Origin of the sequence: Flavobacterium aquidurense (assembly GCF_002217195.1) — a bacterium.
GTDB classification, from domain to species: Bacteria; Bacteroidota; Bacteroidia; order Flavobacteriales; family Flavobacteriaceae; genus Flavobacterium; species Flavobacterium frigidimaris.
In genome coordinates, this window is the sequence record NZ_MUGR01000024.1 from 218,231 (window position 1) to 238,101 (window position 19,871).

The 19,871-nt window shown below is 33.0% G+C and carries 16 protein-coding genes; 11 read left to right on the top strand and 5 right to left on the bottom strand.

Annotated features, from left to right (window positions below):
* The first annotated feature begins 573 nt into the window (after positions 1 to 573).
* The 3 genes from B0A67_RS13340 to B0A67_RS13350 all read left to right on the top strand — a co-directional run bounded on the left by B0A67_RS13340 (position 574) and on the right by B0A67_RS13350 (position 3,136).
* Entirely contained in the window at positions 574 to 867 is a 294-nt protein-coding gene (locus B0A67_RS13340; RefSeq protein WP_317044085.1) for a hypothetical protein, read from the top strand.
* 412 nt (positions 868 to 1,279) lie between these two features.
* Positions 1,280 to 2,767, top strand: coding sequence for a MauE/DoxX family redox-associated membrane protein (locus B0A67_RS13345; protein WP_207557338.1), 1,488 nt, complete (start codon positions 1,280 to 1,282; stop codon positions 2,765 to 2,767).
* Positions 2,768 to 2,863: 96 nt separating this feature from the next.
* A complete protein-coding gene (locus B0A67_RS13350; RefSeq protein ID WP_072959310.1) occupies positions 2,864 to 3,136 on the top strand; it encodes a DUF6520 family protein in 273 nt (90 codons plus the stop codon).
* 75 nt (positions 3,137 to 3,211) lie between these two features.
* On the opposite strand, the gene B0A67_RS13355 is transcribed toward B0A67_RS13350, so the two are convergent.
* From B0A67_RS13355 to B0A67_RS13365, 3 genes are read right to left on the bottom strand one after another with little or no spacing between them, the layout of a single operon-like run.
* Positions 3,212 to 5,884, bottom strand: a complete 2,673-nt coding sequence (locus tag B0A67_RS13355) for a S9 family peptidase (protein WP_084074537.1) — start codon at positions 5,882 to 5,884, stop codon at positions 3,212 to 3,214.
* Between the two features lie 11 nt (positions 5,885 to 5,895).
* Positions 5,896 to 7,284 carry a RagB/SusD family nutrient uptake outer membrane protein gene (locus B0A67_RS13360; RefSeq protein ID WP_072959316.1) on the bottom strand — a complete coding sequence of 463 codons (1,389 nt, stop codon included), beginning with the start codon at positions 7,282 to 7,284 and terminating at the stop codon, positions 5,896 to 5,898.
* A gap of 10 nt (positions 7,285 to 7,294) precedes the next feature.
* On the bottom strand, positions 7,295 to 10,309 hold the full coding sequence (locus tag B0A67_RS13365; RefSeq protein ID WP_072959318.1) for a SusC/RagA family TonB-linked outer membrane protein: 3,015 nt from the start codon (positions 10,307 to 10,309) through the stop codon (positions 7,295 to 7,297).
* A gap of 608 nt (positions 10,310 to 10,917) precedes the next feature.
* Here B0A67_RS13365 and B0A67_RS13370 point away from each other — a divergent pair.
* Complete coding sequence (locus B0A67_RS13370) at positions 10,918 to 11,187, top strand: helix-turn-helix domain-containing protein (protein WP_056250066.1); 270 nt, start codon at positions 10,918 to 10,920, stop codon at positions 11,185 to 11,187.
* A gap of 95 nt (positions 11,188 to 11,282) precedes the next feature.
* Positions 11,283 to 11,888 carry a hypothetical protein gene (locus tag B0A67_RS13375; protein WP_072959321.1) on the top strand — a complete coding sequence of 202 codons (606 nt, stop codon included), beginning with the start codon at positions 11,283 to 11,285 and terminating at the stop codon, positions 11,886 to 11,888.
* A gap of 69 nt (positions 11,889 to 11,957) precedes the next feature.
* Here the strand turns inward: B0A67_RS13375 and B0A67_RS13380 are convergent, their stop codons facing one another.
* Both B0A67_RS13380 and B0A67_RS13385 read right to left on the bottom strand, forming a co-directional pair.
* Positions 11,958 to 12,134, bottom strand: coding sequence for a histone H1 (locus B0A67_RS13380; protein WP_056250069.1), 177 nt, complete (start codon positions 12,132 to 12,134; stop codon positions 11,958 to 11,960).
* Between the two features lie 71 nt (positions 12,135 to 12,205).
* Entirely contained in the window at positions 12,206 to 13,873 is a 1,668-nt protein-coding gene (locus B0A67_RS13385) for an AraC family transcriptional regulator (RefSeq protein WP_089069541.1), read from the bottom strand.
* Positions 13,874 to 14,226: 353 nt separating this feature from the next.
* Between B0A67_RS13385 and B0A67_RS13390 the strand changes: the two genes are divergently transcribed.
* The 6 genes from B0A67_RS13390 to B0A67_RS13415 all read left to right on the top strand — a co-directional run.
* On the top strand, positions 14,227 to 14,955 hold the full coding sequence (locus tag B0A67_RS13390; RefSeq protein ID WP_072959324.1) for a hypothetical protein: 729 nt from the start codon (positions 14,227 to 14,229) through the stop codon (positions 14,953 to 14,955).
* A gap of 329 nt (positions 14,956 to 15,284) precedes the next feature.
* Entirely contained in the window at positions 15,285 to 16,145 is an 861-nt protein-coding gene (locus B0A67_RS13395; RefSeq protein ID WP_207557339.1) for a helix-turn-helix domain-containing protein, read from the top strand.
* Positions 16,146 to 16,254: 109 nt separating this feature from the next.
* Positions 16,255 to 16,935, top strand: a complete 681-nt coding sequence (locus B0A67_RS13400) for a hypothetical protein (protein WP_056250074.1) — start codon at positions 16,255 to 16,257, stop codon at positions 16,933 to 16,935.
* Positions 16,936 to 16,959: 24 nt separating this feature from the next.
* Complete coding sequence (locus tag B0A67_RS13405; protein WP_056250076.1) at positions 16,960 to 17,508, top strand: hypothetical protein; 549 nt, start codon at positions 16,960 to 16,962, stop codon at positions 17,506 to 17,508.
* Between the two features lie 378 nt (positions 17,509 to 17,886).
* Complete coding sequence (locus B0A67_RS13410; RefSeq protein WP_056250078.1) at positions 17,887 to 18,948, top strand: hypothetical protein; 1,062 nt, start codon at positions 17,887 to 17,889, stop codon at positions 18,946 to 18,948.
* Between the two features lie 228 nt (positions 18,949 to 19,176).
* A partial coding sequence (locus B0A67_RS13415) for a hypothetical protein (RefSeq protein ID WP_207557340.1) occupies positions 19,177 to 19,871 on the top strand: 695 nt, incomplete at its 3' end.

Sequence of the window (19,871 nt, forward strand, 5' to 3'; positions counted from 1 at the left end):
CGAGTTCCGAGTGTAGAGCAGCCAGATCGGTTGTTTAACAACCGGACATCTGGCCGATTGCAGGAACGTGGCAATCTTCCTGATACTTTAAACATTCTTTAGACATTCTAGCATTCCTAAGATTTTTAAAATTCAAAATATCCAATTATTACTTCTTTTGGACAATTTGAATTGTTAACTGTATTGCTTCTGGAACTCAATACACTATTTAGACAGTCATTAAAATTTTAGTTTTTTTATAAAATCTATTTCATTTTTAGAACTCAAAGAAAGTGCACACTGCATATAATTTGAAACTACTGTAACGGGCTAGCTGTAATGGCAATTTATCCTCTCAATTTTAGATTTAAAAACGTGCTCTTTCAAACCAATAAACCAATTTTAAAACAACAAAATCCTGACTGTTTTAAGGAAGGTTTTTGATTGTTCCTTTTAACCTTTCCTGTTATTTCAGATACAAAATTAAGTAAGCGAAATGGATTTTACCTATGATGGACATATTATGTCCATGACATTTTAGGACTAGCTTTATACCTTTGTATAAATAAATTATTAATTAAAAATGTGAAGATTATGACAACAAATGATGTGGCGAAGGTTTTTGATACTGTGCTTAGTATCCCTAGCATGAATGATGTAGTGAAGATTGATTTTAAAATTTCACGAAAAAATGTATTGTTATTAAACCATGTTATTCAACGTGGTTTAGCAGCTAAAGGAGATGATAAACCATCTATACTCTTAACAAGTGTTTCAGAAGAAAATCTACAGGATTTAAAACTGTTTGGAGAGGAATGTCTTTTAAAAGCAGGGCTTATAGAACTTAGTGAAAAGCTCAACACATTAGATGAGACAGGTAAGTCATAAAAGATTAAAAAAAAACAAGAAAATATAAGAGGTTCAAATAAACAATTAGTGTTTATTTGAACCTTTTTTTTATTATCCAATTTATTTTATCATTGTTTTTTTTAAAACTTTAACTAAAATATCGGATTTTGACAAATTGATGTCGGATTTTGATAACGTACTATAAAACAAGCTGTTGTAATTTTGTTTTCGCCCCAACTCCAAACAATTGAATCACAGTTAAAATGCTTTTCATTTTTTAGGATTTAAGGGGATTTAAATTATGCTGTTAAAATTTATTAGTGAATTACAGCAAAATTTAAAACTAGAATAAAAATTTCCATATTAATGATACCGATTTAGTATTCACTAATGGTATCAGCTTAAATCTATAGAAAATATGAAACTGAATGTAAAAATTAAGAGTGTAATTTTGGACGCAATATGTCTACTGTATATACTTCTATATGTGTATGCAGCAGTTAGCAAATTACTCGACTATGAGAACTTCCAAGTGCAACTTGGACAATCTCCTCTTTTAAGCGCTTTTGCGTCCTGGATTTCATGGATAGTACCACTGAGTGAATTATTGATTGTTGTGCTACTGGTTGTTAAAAGATTTAGAAACTGGGGACTACTTGCTTCAGTAAGTATGATGACCATGTTTACAGCATATATTTTTATTGTACTGCATTACAGTTCTTTTGTCCCTTGTTCTTGTGGTGGTATATTGGAGAAAATGAACTGGGATGTACATCTGATTTTCAATATTGTTTTTGTGCTGTTAGGATTGTTGGCTCTTCTGTTGGAACATCATATACGTATAGAAAATGAATCCTTTACAAAACCGGCTGTGGGGATAAAAACAACTATAGTTTCAGTTGCACTGAGCATCATAACAGTTGTTGTTTTGTTTTTATCATCGGAACAAATTATGCAACATGAAAATCCATTTATCAGAAGGTATCCACAGCATCCTATCATGCTGCAAAAAACAGTAAATCTGAAATTCAATTCCTATTATTTTGCCGGAAGCAGAGATAATCAGGTATATCTTGGGAACTACACAGATCCACTGCATATTATTGCATTTGATTCTGCCTTACAGGTGAAAAAGACATTTAAAATCTCTTTTAGCCCAAAAGATATAGCATTTAAAAGGATTAAAATTTTAGTTAGAGGATCTTACTTTTATTTGATGGATGGAACCGTTCCCTGCATTTTTTGGGGAAGGACCAATAATTGGAAAGTGATCGGCGAAATAAAAGGCCTTCATTATTTTACAATAGCTGAGCCTGTGGATAGTACTTCTGTACTATTCAGGTCTAATAATGGCAAGAATGCTGCTCATATTTTAAGTATTTTTAAAGCCGAAAGGTCACCAAAAATTAGCTATAACGATACACTTTTGCAGACACAAATCGACGGTGTATTCGATACTGATGGTATGCTTGTCTACAATGAGAAAATGAAACGAATGATTTATCTCTATTATTACAGAAATGAATTTATTGTTGCAGATGAAAATTTAAAGCTATTATACCGGGGTCATACTATAGATACAATATCACATGCTCAGATTAAGGTAGCGTATCTCAAAAATAATACAGAGAGAAGAATGGCAACACCGCCGATGACCGTAAATGCAAATCTTGCTGTAAATTCAAATCTACTTTTTATAAACTCCAAAATTCAAGGACGTTTTGAAGATCTGAAATTATGGAAACAGGCTGCGATAATTGATGTATATGACCTAAAGAAAAAAGCTTATTTACTGAGTTTTGCAATCTACAATGTTGAGGATAAAAAACTGCAATCCTTTATCGTTACTGATACTCATTTGTATGCTTTGATGAGTGATGAGCTGTCTGTTTATAAACTTAGAGATATACTAAAAAAAGAAATAAAAATGCTGGAATGAAAAAGCAGCATCAAAATACATTGGCCGATGTCAGGAAGCCAGATCGAACACCTGTAGAAAAAAGTAGATCGTGTTTTTAATTTAATATTTATTATTATGAAAACTTTTTTTAAAAATGTAATGCCGGCAGCAGTTATTGCGCTGGGAATTACCGGAGCATTTGCCACTATGTCCATGCAAAGTACTGAAAAAAACCTTGCACCAAAAATTGGATATACTCTCAATGCTCAAGGCGCTTGTAACATTCCGGTAAATTGTGATACCAGTGGATCACAAACCTGTCGTCTTAATGGGGCAACAGGACCGCAGGCATTTGGTAAAAATGCCCAAGGGAACTGTAATGAAGTATTGTTTCGACCAGCAAACTAACGGTTTGAGGTTTCGATAAACGGCAATGCAGTTCCAAAGCGGAACTGCATTGCTTTTTTTAGTTTATTTTAAAATTTATTTCACGCCTTCGGTTATCCATTCTGCCGACAAATCATCTTTGAGATAGTAGGCAAACCACTGTTGAATCCGACTGGTCATATCTTTTTGATTGGCTGGTTTTGAAATGCCATGTCCTTCGTCCGGATATAAGAGCATGATGCATTTTTTACCCAAAGAACGAAGTGCAAAATAAAATTCCATAGTCTGATGAGGATCAACATTATAATCTTCTTTTCCCGACCATAATAAGAGTGGTGTATTCACTTTATTGGCATACGTAATTGGGGAATTACGCCGATAGGTTTCAGGGTCTTCAAACGGACTCTGACTTATTTTCCATTGTCCACTGGCAAAGCGATACATATTAGGATAAGAGAAGTTTTTGGCAAGGGTAAAATAAAAACTATTTAGATCGGTACTACCGGCACTTGCAATAGCTGAGGCAAAAAGATTTGTTTGCGTAATTATAAACGAAGTCTCATACGCTCCGAAAGAATGTCCCATAAGTCCGATTTTATCTGGTTTTATAATTTCTTTAGCGAGGACTTTTTTGACTGCTGCCAAAACGCAATCCAAGGCTGAATAACCCAGAGTATCATACTCCACAATGATATCCGGAAGAAGAACAAAGTAGCCTTGAGTGGTCCATACAGTATCATTATCTTCATCCTCCATCTGTGATGTAGGATTTATATATTTATGATGCTGATCATATTGCCTCTGGTATACATGCACTATCATCGGATATTTTTTTTTGGGATCATAATGCGCAGGGTAACGTAGTACCCCTTTCATTTTTACGCCTTTAGAATTTTCATATTCGATGAGTTCTGATGTTCCCCAATAATATCTTTTTTGCTGTGGATTACTTTGAAAAAAAGAGACTGGATTCAAATTTTTCTTTTTAATTATCAGCTGTGGAGAAAGGTCAAATTTTTGTTCCCTGTAAAACAAATTTTGTTTGTTAGAATTATAGGTTAATTGGTCAATATGTCGATCATCATAGATAATTGACTTTTCACGTGACTTCTTATTCCACTTAAAATAACCCGTTTTTCCATCGTCTCCCTGACCGTGAAGAAACAATTCTTTTTCGATATCAATGTTGTCTACTTTTAGCGCATCATAAACAAAAAGATAAGGTTGCCTGTCGGGGCTGCTAACCAGTCTGTATCTTATTTTTAATTCGCGTCCCTGTGTTAACCTCCTGAAAGAAGTTCCATTGGGTTTAATAGCCCACAGGTCGAACTCGTCATATAGCAGAATTTCTTTATCATCCATACTCCAGCCTGCATTTGAGTTTTTGGCGGAGATGGAATACTGTAAATCTTCTGCTGTAAATTTAGATTTTATTCCCGCTGTAATATTTTGATGTGTATCAGCTGCAATATTATATACCCACCAGTTGCCGTCTTTAAAATAAGAAAAATAGTTTCCTTTAGGCGATGGTATTAGTTCTAAAAAATGAGCAGAATGTTTTTTCAAAAACAGCTTTTTTTCAAGTGTTTTCAGATTCAGAATATAAATATCACTTGGACCGGGTTTTATTATAAACTGAGGTTCATAATCCTTTGGATTAAATAATAAGGCATATTGTTGATCACCGGAAAGCATCAGCTTAGGCAGGTCATTTGTTGTTAATTGATTGGCAATATTAGAAAAAGGAAACCAAAGTGCAACCCTTGGAACTGTTGAGAGTGAACCTCCCTTTTCCCTTTCGGCATACAACGATTTGTCATTTGCGTTCCATATTTCAACATCTGGAGTGTTTTTTTCCTCCAATAATGGACTATTTATTTTTGTGGTAAAAAACACTTTCTGCATATCATCAGAAACGGTCAGTTTAAATGTAAAGTCTGCAGGTATAAAGGTATTCTTCGGTAAGTTTAATTGTAGCACCGGATCGAGCTTATATAATTTTTCATTTTCGAGTATATAATAAAACAAGAAGGTCTCAGTTATTAAATTTGATTGTGTTGCAAAAGCAACAGCACTTCCATCTTTATGCCATGTAAAGCCAAAACTTTTATCTTCGTGATTGTTCAGAATCAACTTTTCCTGCTCCGTTTTTTTTAGATCCAGCAGGATAACGGAATGTTTATCGTTCAATGCTCTTCCATAAACCAGATGCTGCTTGTCAGGACTTAAAGAAAAACTGGTAATGTCAGCTATTTCCCTAACGACTTTGCCATCTGGAGTTTGAAGGATGAGTTTCTTTTTATCCTGTGGAAGGTTGATTGTTACGATGATAAGATCTGCAAGGGATGAATAATCAAACTCATGAGCTGATTTTATATACTGTTTTTTCCCTGTGTGTAGTTCTGTAATTTGTAATCCCTCTTCATTCTTACATACAAAAGTGTTGTTTTTAGTGAATAAAGAATGCTGAACTGTCACAAACGAAAATGTCTTAAGGCTTACTGTATTACGAACAAATAGTGTATCAATATTATTCTGGTAAGTCATGGTATAACTGGCCCACTTCTGGTCAGGAGATATTTTTTCCAGACTCAGGGCACCCCATAATTGATAGTCTGCTGCAGTAAGATCTTTTTTTTGCACCACCTGTCCCCTTAAAGGACAGGCTACTAATGGCAAAATAAAAAATAAAAAAAAGTGTAAACGCGTATTTAGCAATAAAGAAGCACTTACAGGACTGAAACATTTTTGAGTAGCGTACTTCATCATCTTAAACGATTTTAATATCCCTGGTTTTGAGGACGAAGATTCGGATTTGAACTTAGTTCACTCTGAGGGAGAGGGAATAAACTATCAGACGCATTCCATCCCGGCTTACTGCCTGAAAGCACCACATCTATTTGATTGAAGCGTTTCAGATCGAAAAAACGATGTCCATACTCGGTAAAGAATTCCCATCGTCTCTCCTTTAATACAGCATCCAAGATTTCTTCTTTAGTGATTGCCGAAGTATCATCAAGACCAGCTCGATGTCTGATTTTGTTTAAGTCTTCTTTGGCACCAATAAGATCACCTTGCTGTGCTCGTGCTTCGGCTCTGATAAGATATTGTTCGGCAAGCCTGAAAACAATCGAATATTCTTTAGAGATCGAAGTAAAGTTTTGCTCTTTATACTTGTAGGCATGGTACCATGTTGAGGTGTCGTCATTGACCGCTTTAATCCAATTGGAATATCGCAGGTCAGATGCTGAAAAGGAATTTACAAGATTATCATTTAGAGCTACAAGTGCAGGTGGACCAGATAAGAATATAAAGGTTGATGCTTCCTGTGTATTTTGTCCTGCTTCTGCTGATTGCAGCTGCCAGATGGTCTCACTTGAATCTACTAAAAAGGTTTGGTCTATATTTTCCAAAGCAAACAAATCGGTCTGGTTAAGAACTGCCGAGGCTTCATTGGCGGCCTCAGGATAAGATTTAGTGTAGAGGTAAACTCTGGCTAAAAAGGCATGGGCAACATATTTGTCAGCGCGGATTCTTCCCATTTCGCTGTAATTATTTTGCAATAAAGCAATAGCACTTTCCAGATCATTTATAATATTCTGATATACCTGATTGACAGGCATTCTGCTCACTGTACTGTTTTTTTTATAATCGGTCACTGTGATGTAGGGAATGTTTCCAAAGAGATTGACCAGATAAAAATGCTGTAGTGCGCGAATAAAAAGAGCTTCTCCTTTAAGTTGTTTTTTATTTTGGTCTGAAAGCTTAGTGCTCGCTTCTATACCTTCCATTAAAGAATTGGCAGCATAAATCTGATTGTAGGAGTCGTTCCAGTACTGCGCAATATCTGAATTCTCAGCTAAAAGGCTATTGTTATAAAAGTTCAAACTTGGATTTGAAGGTGTACCATAAGGAATTATCTCGTCTGTGTAGTTACCAAGCTGATTTGACAGCCCTCTGTTGTTGCCGGTTAGTAAGCCCTTATCCCTGATTTTTGCGTATATGTCCGTAAGGGCTGCATCAGCAGTAGCATAATCATCAAACACGGTTACAGTGGTAAGTTGTGATTTGGGAAGATCTACCTCTACAAAAGAATCGCAGGAATTCATAAAAAAGGACAATATTCCTAACCACAACATTTGCTTTTCTATATGATAAAATGTTTTCATAAAGTATGTTTTAAAATGTTAATTGAACACCTGCAGTTGTCACTTTAAGAGGCGGTAAGTATCCGGACGAGGTAAATTCAGGATCGCCGTCTTTGTATTTGGTAAAAGTCAAAAGATTCTGAGCCTGCAGCATAATTTTACATTGCACTGTGTTTGAGCGCATGGGTAACAGATAGGAAAGCGAGATGTTTTTAAGTCTTATAAATGAAGCGTCCGTTATTGAGGCGTCACTTCTGTCGTATAAATAATCTGCTGTTACAGCCTCACTATTATTACCCGTTGTATACAATTGATAAGTAGGAATGTCTCCGACCTCTTGCCAGCGATCTATTTTAGAAACAGGCTGATTGGACATCTGTCCTGCAAATCCCATTGGATTTACTCTATTTTTTTGTTTGACGAACTGAAATAAGAAGTCAAGGTTCCAATTCTTATAGCGAAGCTGATTTTGCATACCGCCGTAATACTTTGGATTAAGATCGACAGCTTTCTGTCTGTCTTCAGGAAAAGTAATTTTACCGTCTTTATTAATGTCTTCAAATTCATAGAGACCAGTCTGGGAATTAACCCCTTTATACTCGTAGACAAGCTCAATGTTTAGGGGCTTATCAAGGCGATATTTCTGGCTGTAGGGAGAACTTTCTAATCCCGGAAAACTAAGCAGTTTGTTCTTGGCAAAGGTTAGGTTGAAGCTGGTTGTCCAGCTAAAATTTACATTACTGAAGTTATTGGTTCTAAGTGTCAGTTCCAAACCGCTGTTTTGAACTTCGGCATTTAAATTTGACTGAAGAACGGTAAAACCAGTTGTTCCGGGCAGTGGGACTCCCACGAGCTGATTAGATGATTTGTTCTGATACCATGAAGCTGTTGTAAATATTTTATCGTGAAAAAAACCTAATTCAAGCGCGGCTTCTAGTTTTTTGTTGGTTTCCCAACCAAAATCAGCATTGTAAAGCCGGGTTGGCTCAAGGCCGACATTTCCTCCATAATTTATCCCTGTAGTAGTATAGGTATTTAAGAACTGATAATCGCCAATCTGGTCACTACCGGTTGTTCCGTAACTGGATCTTAGTTTTCCAAAACTGATCCATGAGCTGTTTTTTAGAAAATTCTCATTTGAGAAGAGCCATGCCACTCCTACGGCACCGAAAGCAGCAAATTGATTGCCTGGTCCAAAACGGCTTGACCCATCACGCCTGCCTGTAAGGTTGATGATGTAACGTTTGTCGAAACTATAGTTAATACGTCCGAAAAAGGCCTGATACTTATATATGGTTTCATCATTTAGCAGTACATTAATGTACTTAGCAGATGCCAGATTATAAATCAGACTGTTGGAACTATATCCTGTACCTGACTGAAACAACCGGGTGGTAGTTTGATTTTGAAAAGTTGATCCTGCAAGCAGGTCCAGTTTTCCTAAACCTAATTCTTTTGTCCAACTTATCTGTGGTTCTATGATCCAGGAAGAGCGGTCTGTATTGTTTAGATAAAGTGATGAATTAGCACTGCTGATATTGTAGGCAGGATTATATACAGACGATGGAGCTGTACGGGTTTCCACAGTGCTTAAATCAGTATATCCAAAATTGCTTTTAATCAAGAGACCTGAAGATATTTCATATGATAATACGGAATTGGCAATAAGGTCATTTGTTTTAGATTCAAATTCAGCATTAAGGTTCCGAAGCGGATTGTCCCAAGTGCCGTTTTCCCAGTTTAGTTCACCATTAGAATCATAAAGGGTAGGTGCATTAGGAGGGAGTGAGCGGGCATCATAGGTAAAATCAAAGGCGGGCTGATCATTGTTTTGACTGTTATATCCAGCTGAGAACGTAACCCTGAATTTATTATCTTCTGAGCGGTGGTTTAAATTGAATTGTGAACCGCCTTTTTTATAGATAAAATTACCCGGAAATACGCTGGACTGCGTATGATAATTACCGCTGATCAGGAACTGTGTTTTTTCAGATCCCCCTGAAATAGCAGCCTGCAGATCTGTGATGCTGGCTGTACCACCGATAAGTTCCTTTTGCCAATCGGTATATCTGTTTTGATCCCATGTTCCATTTACATCATAATCCCATGAATTGTAGGGAATGCCGTCATTTTTAAAAGCTTCTCTTCGCATGGCTAGATACTGCTCGGTATTCATGAGTTTCATGAATTTTGTTACAGTTCCGGCACCCGTGGAGGCAGTTACTGTAAAAGTTGTTTTTCCTGCTTTTCCTTTTTTAGTTGTGATAAGCACCACACCGTTAGCACCTCTTGAACCATATATAGCTGTGGCATCTGCATCTTTGAGTATTTCAATACTTTCGATAGTATCAGGATTTATACTGTTTAAAGGGCTTGTAGGTGTTGGGTAAATAGTAGAGGTCTGATTGTATCCAATTGTTTCAGAAGCATACGGGACGCCATCTATAAGATAAAGTGGTGCATTGCCATCAAGTCGAATACTGTTTTGTCCCCTGATTTTAATATCGAAATTACCTCCGGGAACTCCTGTATTTTGTGTAATATTCACACCTGCCATACGACCCTGCATCGTGGCAAGTACATTAGTTACGGGCTGTGTTTCGATATCCTTTGAAGTAATTCTTGCTATACTTCCCGTGCGTTCGCTCTCTTTAACGGAATAATATCCTGCATTAATTTTTACTTCCTGAAGGGAAGTGGCATCTTCCTTCATTTGTACATTAATCACTAAGCGCCCTGCAACTGGAATTTCAATTGTTTTGAAACCAATGTAAGTGAAAATAAGAATATCGTGTGGTGACACTGTTATTGTAAATTTACCATCAAAGTCAGTAGCCACAGCTTTTTTCTGGTTTTTTACTGAAATACTGACTCCCGGAAGAGGAAGGGTGCCATCAGTTACAATACCGTGGACTTGTGTTTGTTGTTGTGAAACGGAAAAGAACAAGGTGTTCCTTGCTAAGGCTGGCGTGCAAAAAAGATAGAACCCGAAAATAAACGGATACCAAAGTCCCGCCAACCCTTTATTTAATGAAAAAGTTTTCATAATTTTGGGGTTAGTTAATTTGAAACGAAAGTTTTATTAATTCAGCTCTCTAAACTTGTTGATCGCGGGTTAGAGAGCTTTTTTTAGCTTAGATAAAGCCATGTAATCTTGCTTTTTTTTTAAACCTATAAAACCTTGCAGTTGACTAATTCATAATAAAAATTGAGACAGTGCAGGCAGTAAAAAAAATAGCAGTAATTTTTTTTAATTCATAAGTCATGCAGGTTTGGTTAGGTAATAGCTAAATGCGAGACTTTGAAAAATGGAGAAGCAGTGCTGTGAATGTAAGGGGAGAATTTTGCCAAGGAAATAAAAAATGGCGCAGTAACTCAGCTTATTGCACTAGAGGTACTGGAAATACCGAGCAACAATAAGTGAGCCCACGCCATGGTCGTGAGCATCTTAACTTATCATCTCGTTGCAAAATTTCCAGTTTTCTAGTGCGAGATTCAAAGCGAATGCTTCAAATATTTTTATATGAAGAATCGCAAATATACATCTTATTGATGTATACGTTAGGCAAATATATAAAATTATTTAAAAACATGGTCGAATTCGACCATGTTTTTTTTCTTAAAAAAATTCAATTTGCTTGAAAATTACTCATTATGGATAATAAGAACATTAATTTAGAATTTCGAAACAAAATTGGAGATAAAATAAAACTTATCAGAAATGGTGAGTCATATGCAAAGATTGCTTCACGTTGTAATTTAGACGCTACTAAAATTAGCAAAATTGAAAAAGGTCGTGTCGATTTTAGAATTAATACCATATTTGAAATTGCAAAAGGTCTCAGAGTCCATCCAAAGGAGTTGTTAGATATAGAATTTAACTTTGATGCTTACTATAAAGAGATCGATCACACTTATAAATAATCTTTGTCCAATAGCAGTTTTGAATTATAACTTTTAGATTCAAAACTATTAGGAACAGGCTAAGAAATTCGCCTAAAAAATAATAATAAAATGATATGGATTTAATACATGGCAATATTATAACAACAATGTTAACAATATTTGGAACCGTAATTGTTGCTATACTAGGAAAGCAGTCATTAGCAGATGTATTCGACTTTTTTCAGAGAAGAAAGTTGAAGAATTTATTAAATGACTTAGAGACATATTCTGTAATGGATAAATTTGATGATGATTTTAAAACCAAATTTGTTACTCCTTATTTGAAAGAGTTATACTTTTTTTCTTTAACTGGAATTGATGCAAATGAAGAATCAATACCTAAATATATTGATTTTAAAAATAGGTTGAATTACACATGGACAAAAATCAAGAAAGCAAAACAACATTTTGATCTAAATAGTTCAGAAATAAAGATAAATTTAAGTATATATGAAAGAATTTGTGCTAACATTGCTATAGTATGTTTTATAATTCTACTTTTAGGTGGAACTATTTTGTTTACATATCTAAATCAATTTAAAACCCAAGGTATAAGAGATATTCTTATAATATTATCATCATTAATAATTCCAGCTGTCATTGGAATTTTATTAATTAGGGCTGTAGGTTCGATATTGATTGCAAAACAAATGGAAAATAGATTAAATAAAATCAACTAAAACTTATTTCTTGCTAAGCACATAAACCTCACTTAAATTATCTAAGTGAGGTTATTAGTTTAAAGGCTATTATTTCTTTGACTCCTCAATAGAAACTTTTCTAAACTCTTTCAATAATTTTTCTAATTCCAAAGTTGATTTACGAGCTCTAGCTCCAGCTGCTTTTACTCCTTTTTCAATTAGAGATTCTGATTCTGTCTTAAATGTTTCGATTTCTGCGTGGATTTTAGCTACTAAATCTTTCATGATATATTTTATTAAATGAGGGAGCAAAAATAGAAGTTTACCTTTTAGATGTAAAGAAAAAAATGTTAAAACTATTCTTTTCTAAGTTCTTTCATAAAATATGATGTTGGCATTCCGGTTCTGGAAAAAAAAGCTTTTGTAAAACGTTCTTTACTACTAAAACCTGCTTCTTCTGATAGCGCTTTATTTGTATAATTCTGAAATTTCTTTTCCTCTTTCATTAATTTTATCAAATAGTCTATCCTTAGATCATTGATATACTTTACAAATTTCTTACCTCTGTAATGTAATATTATTTTTGAAAGATATTTTATATTTGAATCAATTAGAACTGCGAGTTTTGCTTCCGTCAAATCTTTCACCAAAAATTTTTTATCCTTTTCAAATTTTTCTAATTGCTTCAATATAACCATTACAGTATCCGGATTTATATCTTCAATTCCGTTATTTAGGTTTTTTGATTCAAACTTAGATACAGTTTCACTTTTTTTCATTAAATCATCGAATCTTTGACGATAAACTTTCTTATTCCTACTATGATTATAAATTAGAAAGACCACAGATAAAAATAAAAATACTATTATACCCTTAAAAATAAAGTCATTACGCTTTCTTTCTTCAAATAACTTTTCAATTTTATTTTTCTGAAATAGTAATTCTTTAGTGTTATAGTCTTTGTAAATTCTTTGCGATACGTATTTGTATCTGCTGTTCATAATATTATTTACTTTAAGCAGTTTCTCAATATAGTAAAGTTGTAGGTTAAGATTTTTTTTGGATTTAAAGTAGCTGATTAATAATTCATAGCTATTGAGAAGATCAGGACGAATGTATCCTTTATTATTAAAAATATCATCTACTTTTTTGAAATAAGGTATGGCCATTTCTGGATTCTTAAGATCCCAATAACTTTTCCCAATATAAAAATAACCAACAGCTTCATTTGCAAAATCTTTGTTTTTTATAATGACTGGTAGTGAATAGTTGATTTTACTAATAGCCAAGGTATAATTGCCTCGGAAATACTGGTTAACTCCTTCGGAGATAATAAAATACTCTTCCATCTCATTGTTAGATAATCTTTCTCCTTCTGATAATCCCTTCTCATTTATTTCTGTACATAAGCTATAACTTCCAAGACGATTATAACAAAGACCAAGAGAATGTAGGGAATTCAGATAGCCCCTATCGTTGTTTTCTTTAAAGTAATCGATGCATTCCTTAAATAAAGAAATTGCCTCATTATAAAATCCCAGGTAGTATTTTATATTTGCAATATTGTATTTTACCTTATATATCAAATACTTATCATTTGTTTTGGAAATATAATTATCTGCAATTAGATAATTGTCTAATGCATAATTATGTTTTTTAGCGGCATAATATACGATTCCTTTTGAAAGATAGGCTGAACCTATTAATGCATTATCTTTTGATTTTTTTGCAGCATAAATCATACTATCTACATAGATCAGTTTTAGATTTTCCGGCGAGTGATGAACATAGTTTTTATAGCCATTTACAAGCTCTTCCAAATTATTTTCTGCTTTCGATTTTACGAGAAAGGATTTAAGGTATAAGGATTTTTTAACACTATCTTTTTCAGATTCTTCTATCCTTTCAAAAAGGTAATCGTAATTCTTATTTCGAAGTGTATCGGGAATTTTAAAATGGATTTCCTGTGCGCAGATTTGATCTCCCAAGCAAAGAGAGAGTACAAATAGATACTTTCTAATCATAGTTTGAATTAAAATGAGACATTATTTTTTGTACAAAATCATTCTGAAAGCTAAATAAAAGGCTTATAAAAAGGCTCATTAACATTTTTCAAAAAAATCGCCTTAAATATAGTGTAAACAATTGATAATTAAGGTTTTTTTATTTAAAAAAGGTATATGGATTTTCCGAAAATCCATACTCTTATTCTCGGAAATCCACATACTAATGTTTTGCAAATCAAAAAATCTACTTTTAGATTTGCCTTGAATTCAAAAGCAAAAATATTTAGTAGAGTACTAAATTAAAGTTCTGCTTACCCGGGTGAAATGAACTGACTAAAAAATTAGTCGGTCACATTTAACACATTTTAATCATGAAAAACATTTCATTACGATTAATAATTTTACCATTATTAATCGTTTCCTGTACTACTGATACTATTGATAATATAGAAAGTATAGATAGTAAAATCAGTAGCAAGGAATCAGAAAAATCAGCACGTTTGGTGCAAAACATGACCCCTGAAAACCCTGCAAACATTTACGATTTTGCTGGTAAACTACATAATGATATTCTTGATGCTTATTTATCAGGTAACTATCAGTATAACACAATAGGACAAATTTCTCAACAGATCGAAACTCTAGCGGCTCAAAATAATGATCTAATGCTTTTAACTTCAGGAACAAATTTGTCTCCCAATCTGATTGTGATACAAGAGATTATAAATAATCCACAGTCTAAACTAGATCAGACTATTTTAAATTCTACAATGACAATTGCAGCAAAAGATAATCTTTCGAATTTTATGAATGATATCCTTTTATGGGAAAATGATTCCTACGAGGAAATTTATCAATACATAATATCTTTTGAATCAGCTGTGATAGCTAATCAGGCATTTAACAGTGAGGATAAGAGAATTATCCTTACCACTTCCTCCATAGCGAGGTATTCAACGTATTATGCTCTGGAACGCAAAGATAAAGACTGGGACACTTCTACTGGTCACCGTGTTGCAGGGGTTAGTGGTGCAATTGATGATCCCTGTACGGCAATAAAACGTTCACTTGTAACAGGAATCATGATATACAATCAATGATCTGAGTTATGATGTATTATATCTATTGCTATGAAAAAGAGATAGCATACGTGTTTACTGTGTGCTTGATTCTTTTCAATCTTGTTAGTCTTTATTTCATCATAGATCTATTATCCTATGATGAAATAATTGGCTATCTCACAAATGGCGAGATAAAAAGTGATAGTCCACGTAGTCTGGCCTACCTGCTTTTTGTGAGTGGCATGTCCAATTTACTTTTTATTACCGTTACATTGATGTCTAGGTTGATGTCAGAGTAGCTTGCCAATTTGGGCTTTAATAAAGTAAAATTTATTTTAACTGATTATAATTTCATAAAGAGTATTGTCGTGGTAAGCAAAAAATCAAAATATTTTCATATTGGCCTGCAAGTTTACATTTTTGAGAAATTTACATCTAAAAAATCTTTGAGTAAATTATTTAAGGTAGACCATTTCTCTATACTGATTGTCAATTCGGGTTCCTTATCTATCCTAATAGATAATACAGAAGTTACTGTCTTTGAAAGTGAGATCCTTGTGATACCTATAAAGACTTCATTTGAAATTTTGATCATGAGTGATCAATTACAAATTTGCTTGCTGTCATTTACTACAGACTTTGTTATTGAAAATAGTATACGAAGACCTCATATTAGGTATTTTGAATTTTTTATTACCCAATTATCCTCTAAAATCTTTCTAAAAAGTAAAGATGTTTTATTACTAATTGATTTATTGACATTACTTAATAGCAAAGTATTACGACCTAGCTCGCATGTTTTTAAAGATGAGATAATACTTTTTAGTTTTAATCTGTTATTATATGAATTAGCAGGTATCTATCACAGGTCATCCTGGCATATATCACTTCAGCATTCGAAAAGGGAAAAACTAGTTCTTCAATTTTTTAAAATTTTAGAAATGAATTGCAGAAAGCAACACAGTGTAAAATACTACGCAAATTATTTAGGTGTTAATACGGATCATTTTAGTAGAATAGTTAAACAAGTTACAGAAAAAACTGCGAAGCAATTTATTGAAGAAGCGATTCTCCTCGAAGCAAAAGTTTTGCTGCAAAACAATCATTTAACCATTTTATATATTGGAGAAGAATTGCACTTTAGTAATTCTTCTGCTTTCAGTACTTTTTTTAAAAGGCATACTTCCCTGTCTCCTTCAGAATACCGTTTACAATTAAATTCTAATTAAATACTTTATAATACATGTTTGACTGGGTTAAGAATGTTCTATAAGCATTGATTTAGAGTACTGTCGATTGCAAGTCGAGAGAAATATTTACTAAGTAAAAGTAAAAAAAATGACTCAAACCTATCTTTTAGAATGGATGGATTTAACGGTGACCTCAACCCTTAATCCTGGTAAAACAGATCTTACTATGATTACTCCAATTCAATCCAAAGCGATTATTAAAAAAGCGACCGAGCAAACATTCTTAATTCAGTCACAATTTACGGTACAGGTTTTTTCGCTTACCAAGGAGAAACAGATTAAAATTTTAGTTGGAAATTATTATTCATCGCTGTTATTTCTTTTAGATAAAATTACAGAGATAAATAGTACCGATGATGAACATAGAGAACATTTAAAAGAGGTAACTGCTACTTTAATTTCGTGTTTGGATGAATTAATAACTTTTGTAGAATCCAGATTTGCAAACTATTTAAACAAACCTTTACCAATTATTGAAAAGAAGATGTGTGAGTCCTCCGTTATAGACTCTTCCTCTAATAAAGTCTTATGTAAGCTTTCGACAGATCAGACAGCCTTAATACTTAGGGCATCTGATGAATTAAAAATTCTTATTTCAAAATCAATGAATCATTTATTTAAAACAATTGTTCCATTTCTATCCACTCCAAATAAAGTGGATCTTTCATACAATGCCATGCGAAGCAAGGCTTACATTTTTGAAGAGAGGGATAAACGAATAGCAATTGAAACATTGGAGCGCATGATTAAACAGATTAAAGAATATTAACTAAATAATTTAAAACTTAAAAATATGAAAAATCTATCTTATATTTTAGCCACTATGCTTCTGATCATAACAGGTTGCCAGCCTAAAAAGCTGGATGAGAAATTGGCTACCACCCTTATTCTGGAAAAAAATCATTACCCTACTATTGTAGACCATGATATTTTCTGTGGTGATCCCGCGCATGCCTACACCATTTTTAAATCCGGACTCGTAGAAAAAGGATTTGTAAAAGTACTTCAAACCAAAAAATTTGGTGATACAACGGCTTTCGTGAGTTTTACCCCTGCAGCAAGACCGTACTTACTGCCAACACCTGCAGCAGATAAAAAACATAAAATTCAACGTGTAAAAGTAGCCGATGAAGAATTTGGAGCTATTGCAGAAATCAGAATTATGAGTTCCGGTAATAAGGCAATTGTAGAATACACTACAATTCGGAGAAAGAATGTTTTTGCTGCTAGCATTAAGAATGGCTTGAAAGACTTATTGAGTCATGAAGTGTATTTTATACTAGCCGATGATGGCTGGCAAATCATGGATAAAAAATCAGAAATTGAATTTTTATCTTATTAGAATATGAATATTATCTTCAAATTACTTAACTAAATATATTTTAATATAATAAATATCAAATAATTAAAAAGTTATTACCAATTAGAAAGGTATCAATTAAATCCGTTTAAACCGCATATTTGTTGATCCTACAAATCTTTTTCAAACCATTTCATACATGATTTAGAGAAATCTCAATAAGAGGATAACTTAGGAATTATTTTTATTTCAATTTCCAAAAAGTTAAAAAATTGTAGTAAAAATATTTCTTATATTCGCTGAAAGAAAAAGCAAACTTACTGCACCAACACAACCAAAAGGGTTGTGTTGGTGCCATTTTATGACTGGTATTAATGAGTTGGGTGCAATGGTACCTCAAAATCACCAAAAAAGTAATTTATGACAAAAATTAAAGTTTTTAAAAATATTCTTATTGTATTTACTACTATAATTTTTTTAATCATTATTTGGATATCTTTCGATTTAATAAATGAAACAAGTCCAAAACAAATTGAAATTGACTTTGCAAATAAGTCAGATATTATCTCGGGTTATGGAACTCTTATTGGTGGTGTTTTATCTTTTCTTTCAATCTTATTTGTAATATTGAGCTTACTTGAACAGCGACAACAAATTTTAAGAAATGAAGAACTTGTCCGGACCGAAAATCAAAAAGAATTACTTGACAAACTCAAACTGTTAAATACTTTTTTAAAATCCATGATTGATGGAATAATAGAACAAGGAACAGTGATGGAAAAGTATTATTTAGAAGAACAGACTCAACCCTCTAAGATGAATAGAATGTATTTCTTAGTAAATCGTAATTTTGCCAGAGCTGTTGAAATGGATTCATTATCTATTTACAATGGAATCAAATTCTATTTAAAAGATGATCCTGACTGGGAGAAGACATTTCTTAATCTTTTTACATTAATAGACTTTTATAAAGAAGGTATTGAAGAACTTAGAGCAAAATACACATCTCAAATCAATTATAAAGTTGAAGAACAAAGAAAAATTGGTTCTGCTTTTTTGAAACTTATGAATATGTGCGCTTCAATGATTGATGATTATAAAATTGCTAATCCGGACAATTACATGTCATTGCCATGGGCAAAATTAGTAAATCAATTTACTGGCGAGTATTACGAATATTTACAGGAATGTGAAGATAATGACGAGGCTACAGATTTTAGAGTTATCTCAAACGACATCTTGATTGAATTTCTTAGAGTTTCAATGGAATTTAGAAATACTATAGGATATGATATTTTTGGAAGCCGAAACATTGTGAGTTTCGTTGCAGACTTAAGAAAACAAATAAATGAAATTGAGATTCATTGTAAATATTATGCTAAAGATATAGAAGAACAATACAATTCTTATTTTAGTCCAGAAAATGATAGCTTAGATAAACTAAAGAAAATAAAAATAAAAATTGAAACCATTGTTACGTAAAACCACAGCACCCAACAGCCACTACAACGGATTTGGGCATTGGGTTTAATGGAAACATGGTTTTGTATTTGGGGTGATTTGGCAAATCCAAAAATAGGGCTTAATTTAGTCCCAAACCCGCTGTAGTGCCAAGACGCTGGCAGCAAGCGCTTAGCAAACTTAGGAATTTAACGCAATTTTGCCATTATTAAAAAATTAAAAATTAATTTATTTTATATAACTATGCTATTGTCATTTAAAAATAATCACGAAATAAAAGAAAAAAAATTAGCTTCTACATATGATTGGTTGAATATGAAAAAAGCTCCTAAATCAGCAGAGGAAATAGCAGAAAAGTTATTCAATCTAAATAGGACATACACCACACCTGACTTTTTTTTAGAAGATTACGAAAATTTCCCTAGTAATTTAGGTTTACCTAATTGGTTAGGAAATCTACTATTTACTATTAACCACCATAATTCAAATGATTTTAGTGGTTTTAAAGAAAACTATGAAGAGTACTTTTATCCTGCCTTTTTGGAATCATGCAATGTCGGTATTGATTACTCTTTAATGTTTCATAAATGGGAACTTATGATTTTAACCGATATGATTCCAAAGCAAGAAAGAGATAAAAAATATTTCCATGATTTAATTAAATTACACAAAAATGCTCTTGACGGAAAAGATTTAGAAAGCAATGAATGGAATGAATTACAAGCTAAAATAGATAATGAGCTACAAGAAATAGAAGCACGAACTATAACATGGAATTCAGGTAGGACAGCATATTTGTCTATTGAAAATTACATAAATAAAGAAGACCCATATACTACATCTTCAGAAGCTATAGTTGATGCTTTACTTACAGAATATATTAACGACAATCAAAATTTTGGTAATAAATCGGAACAAGAATTAAGAGCCTGTTTAAATTTTAT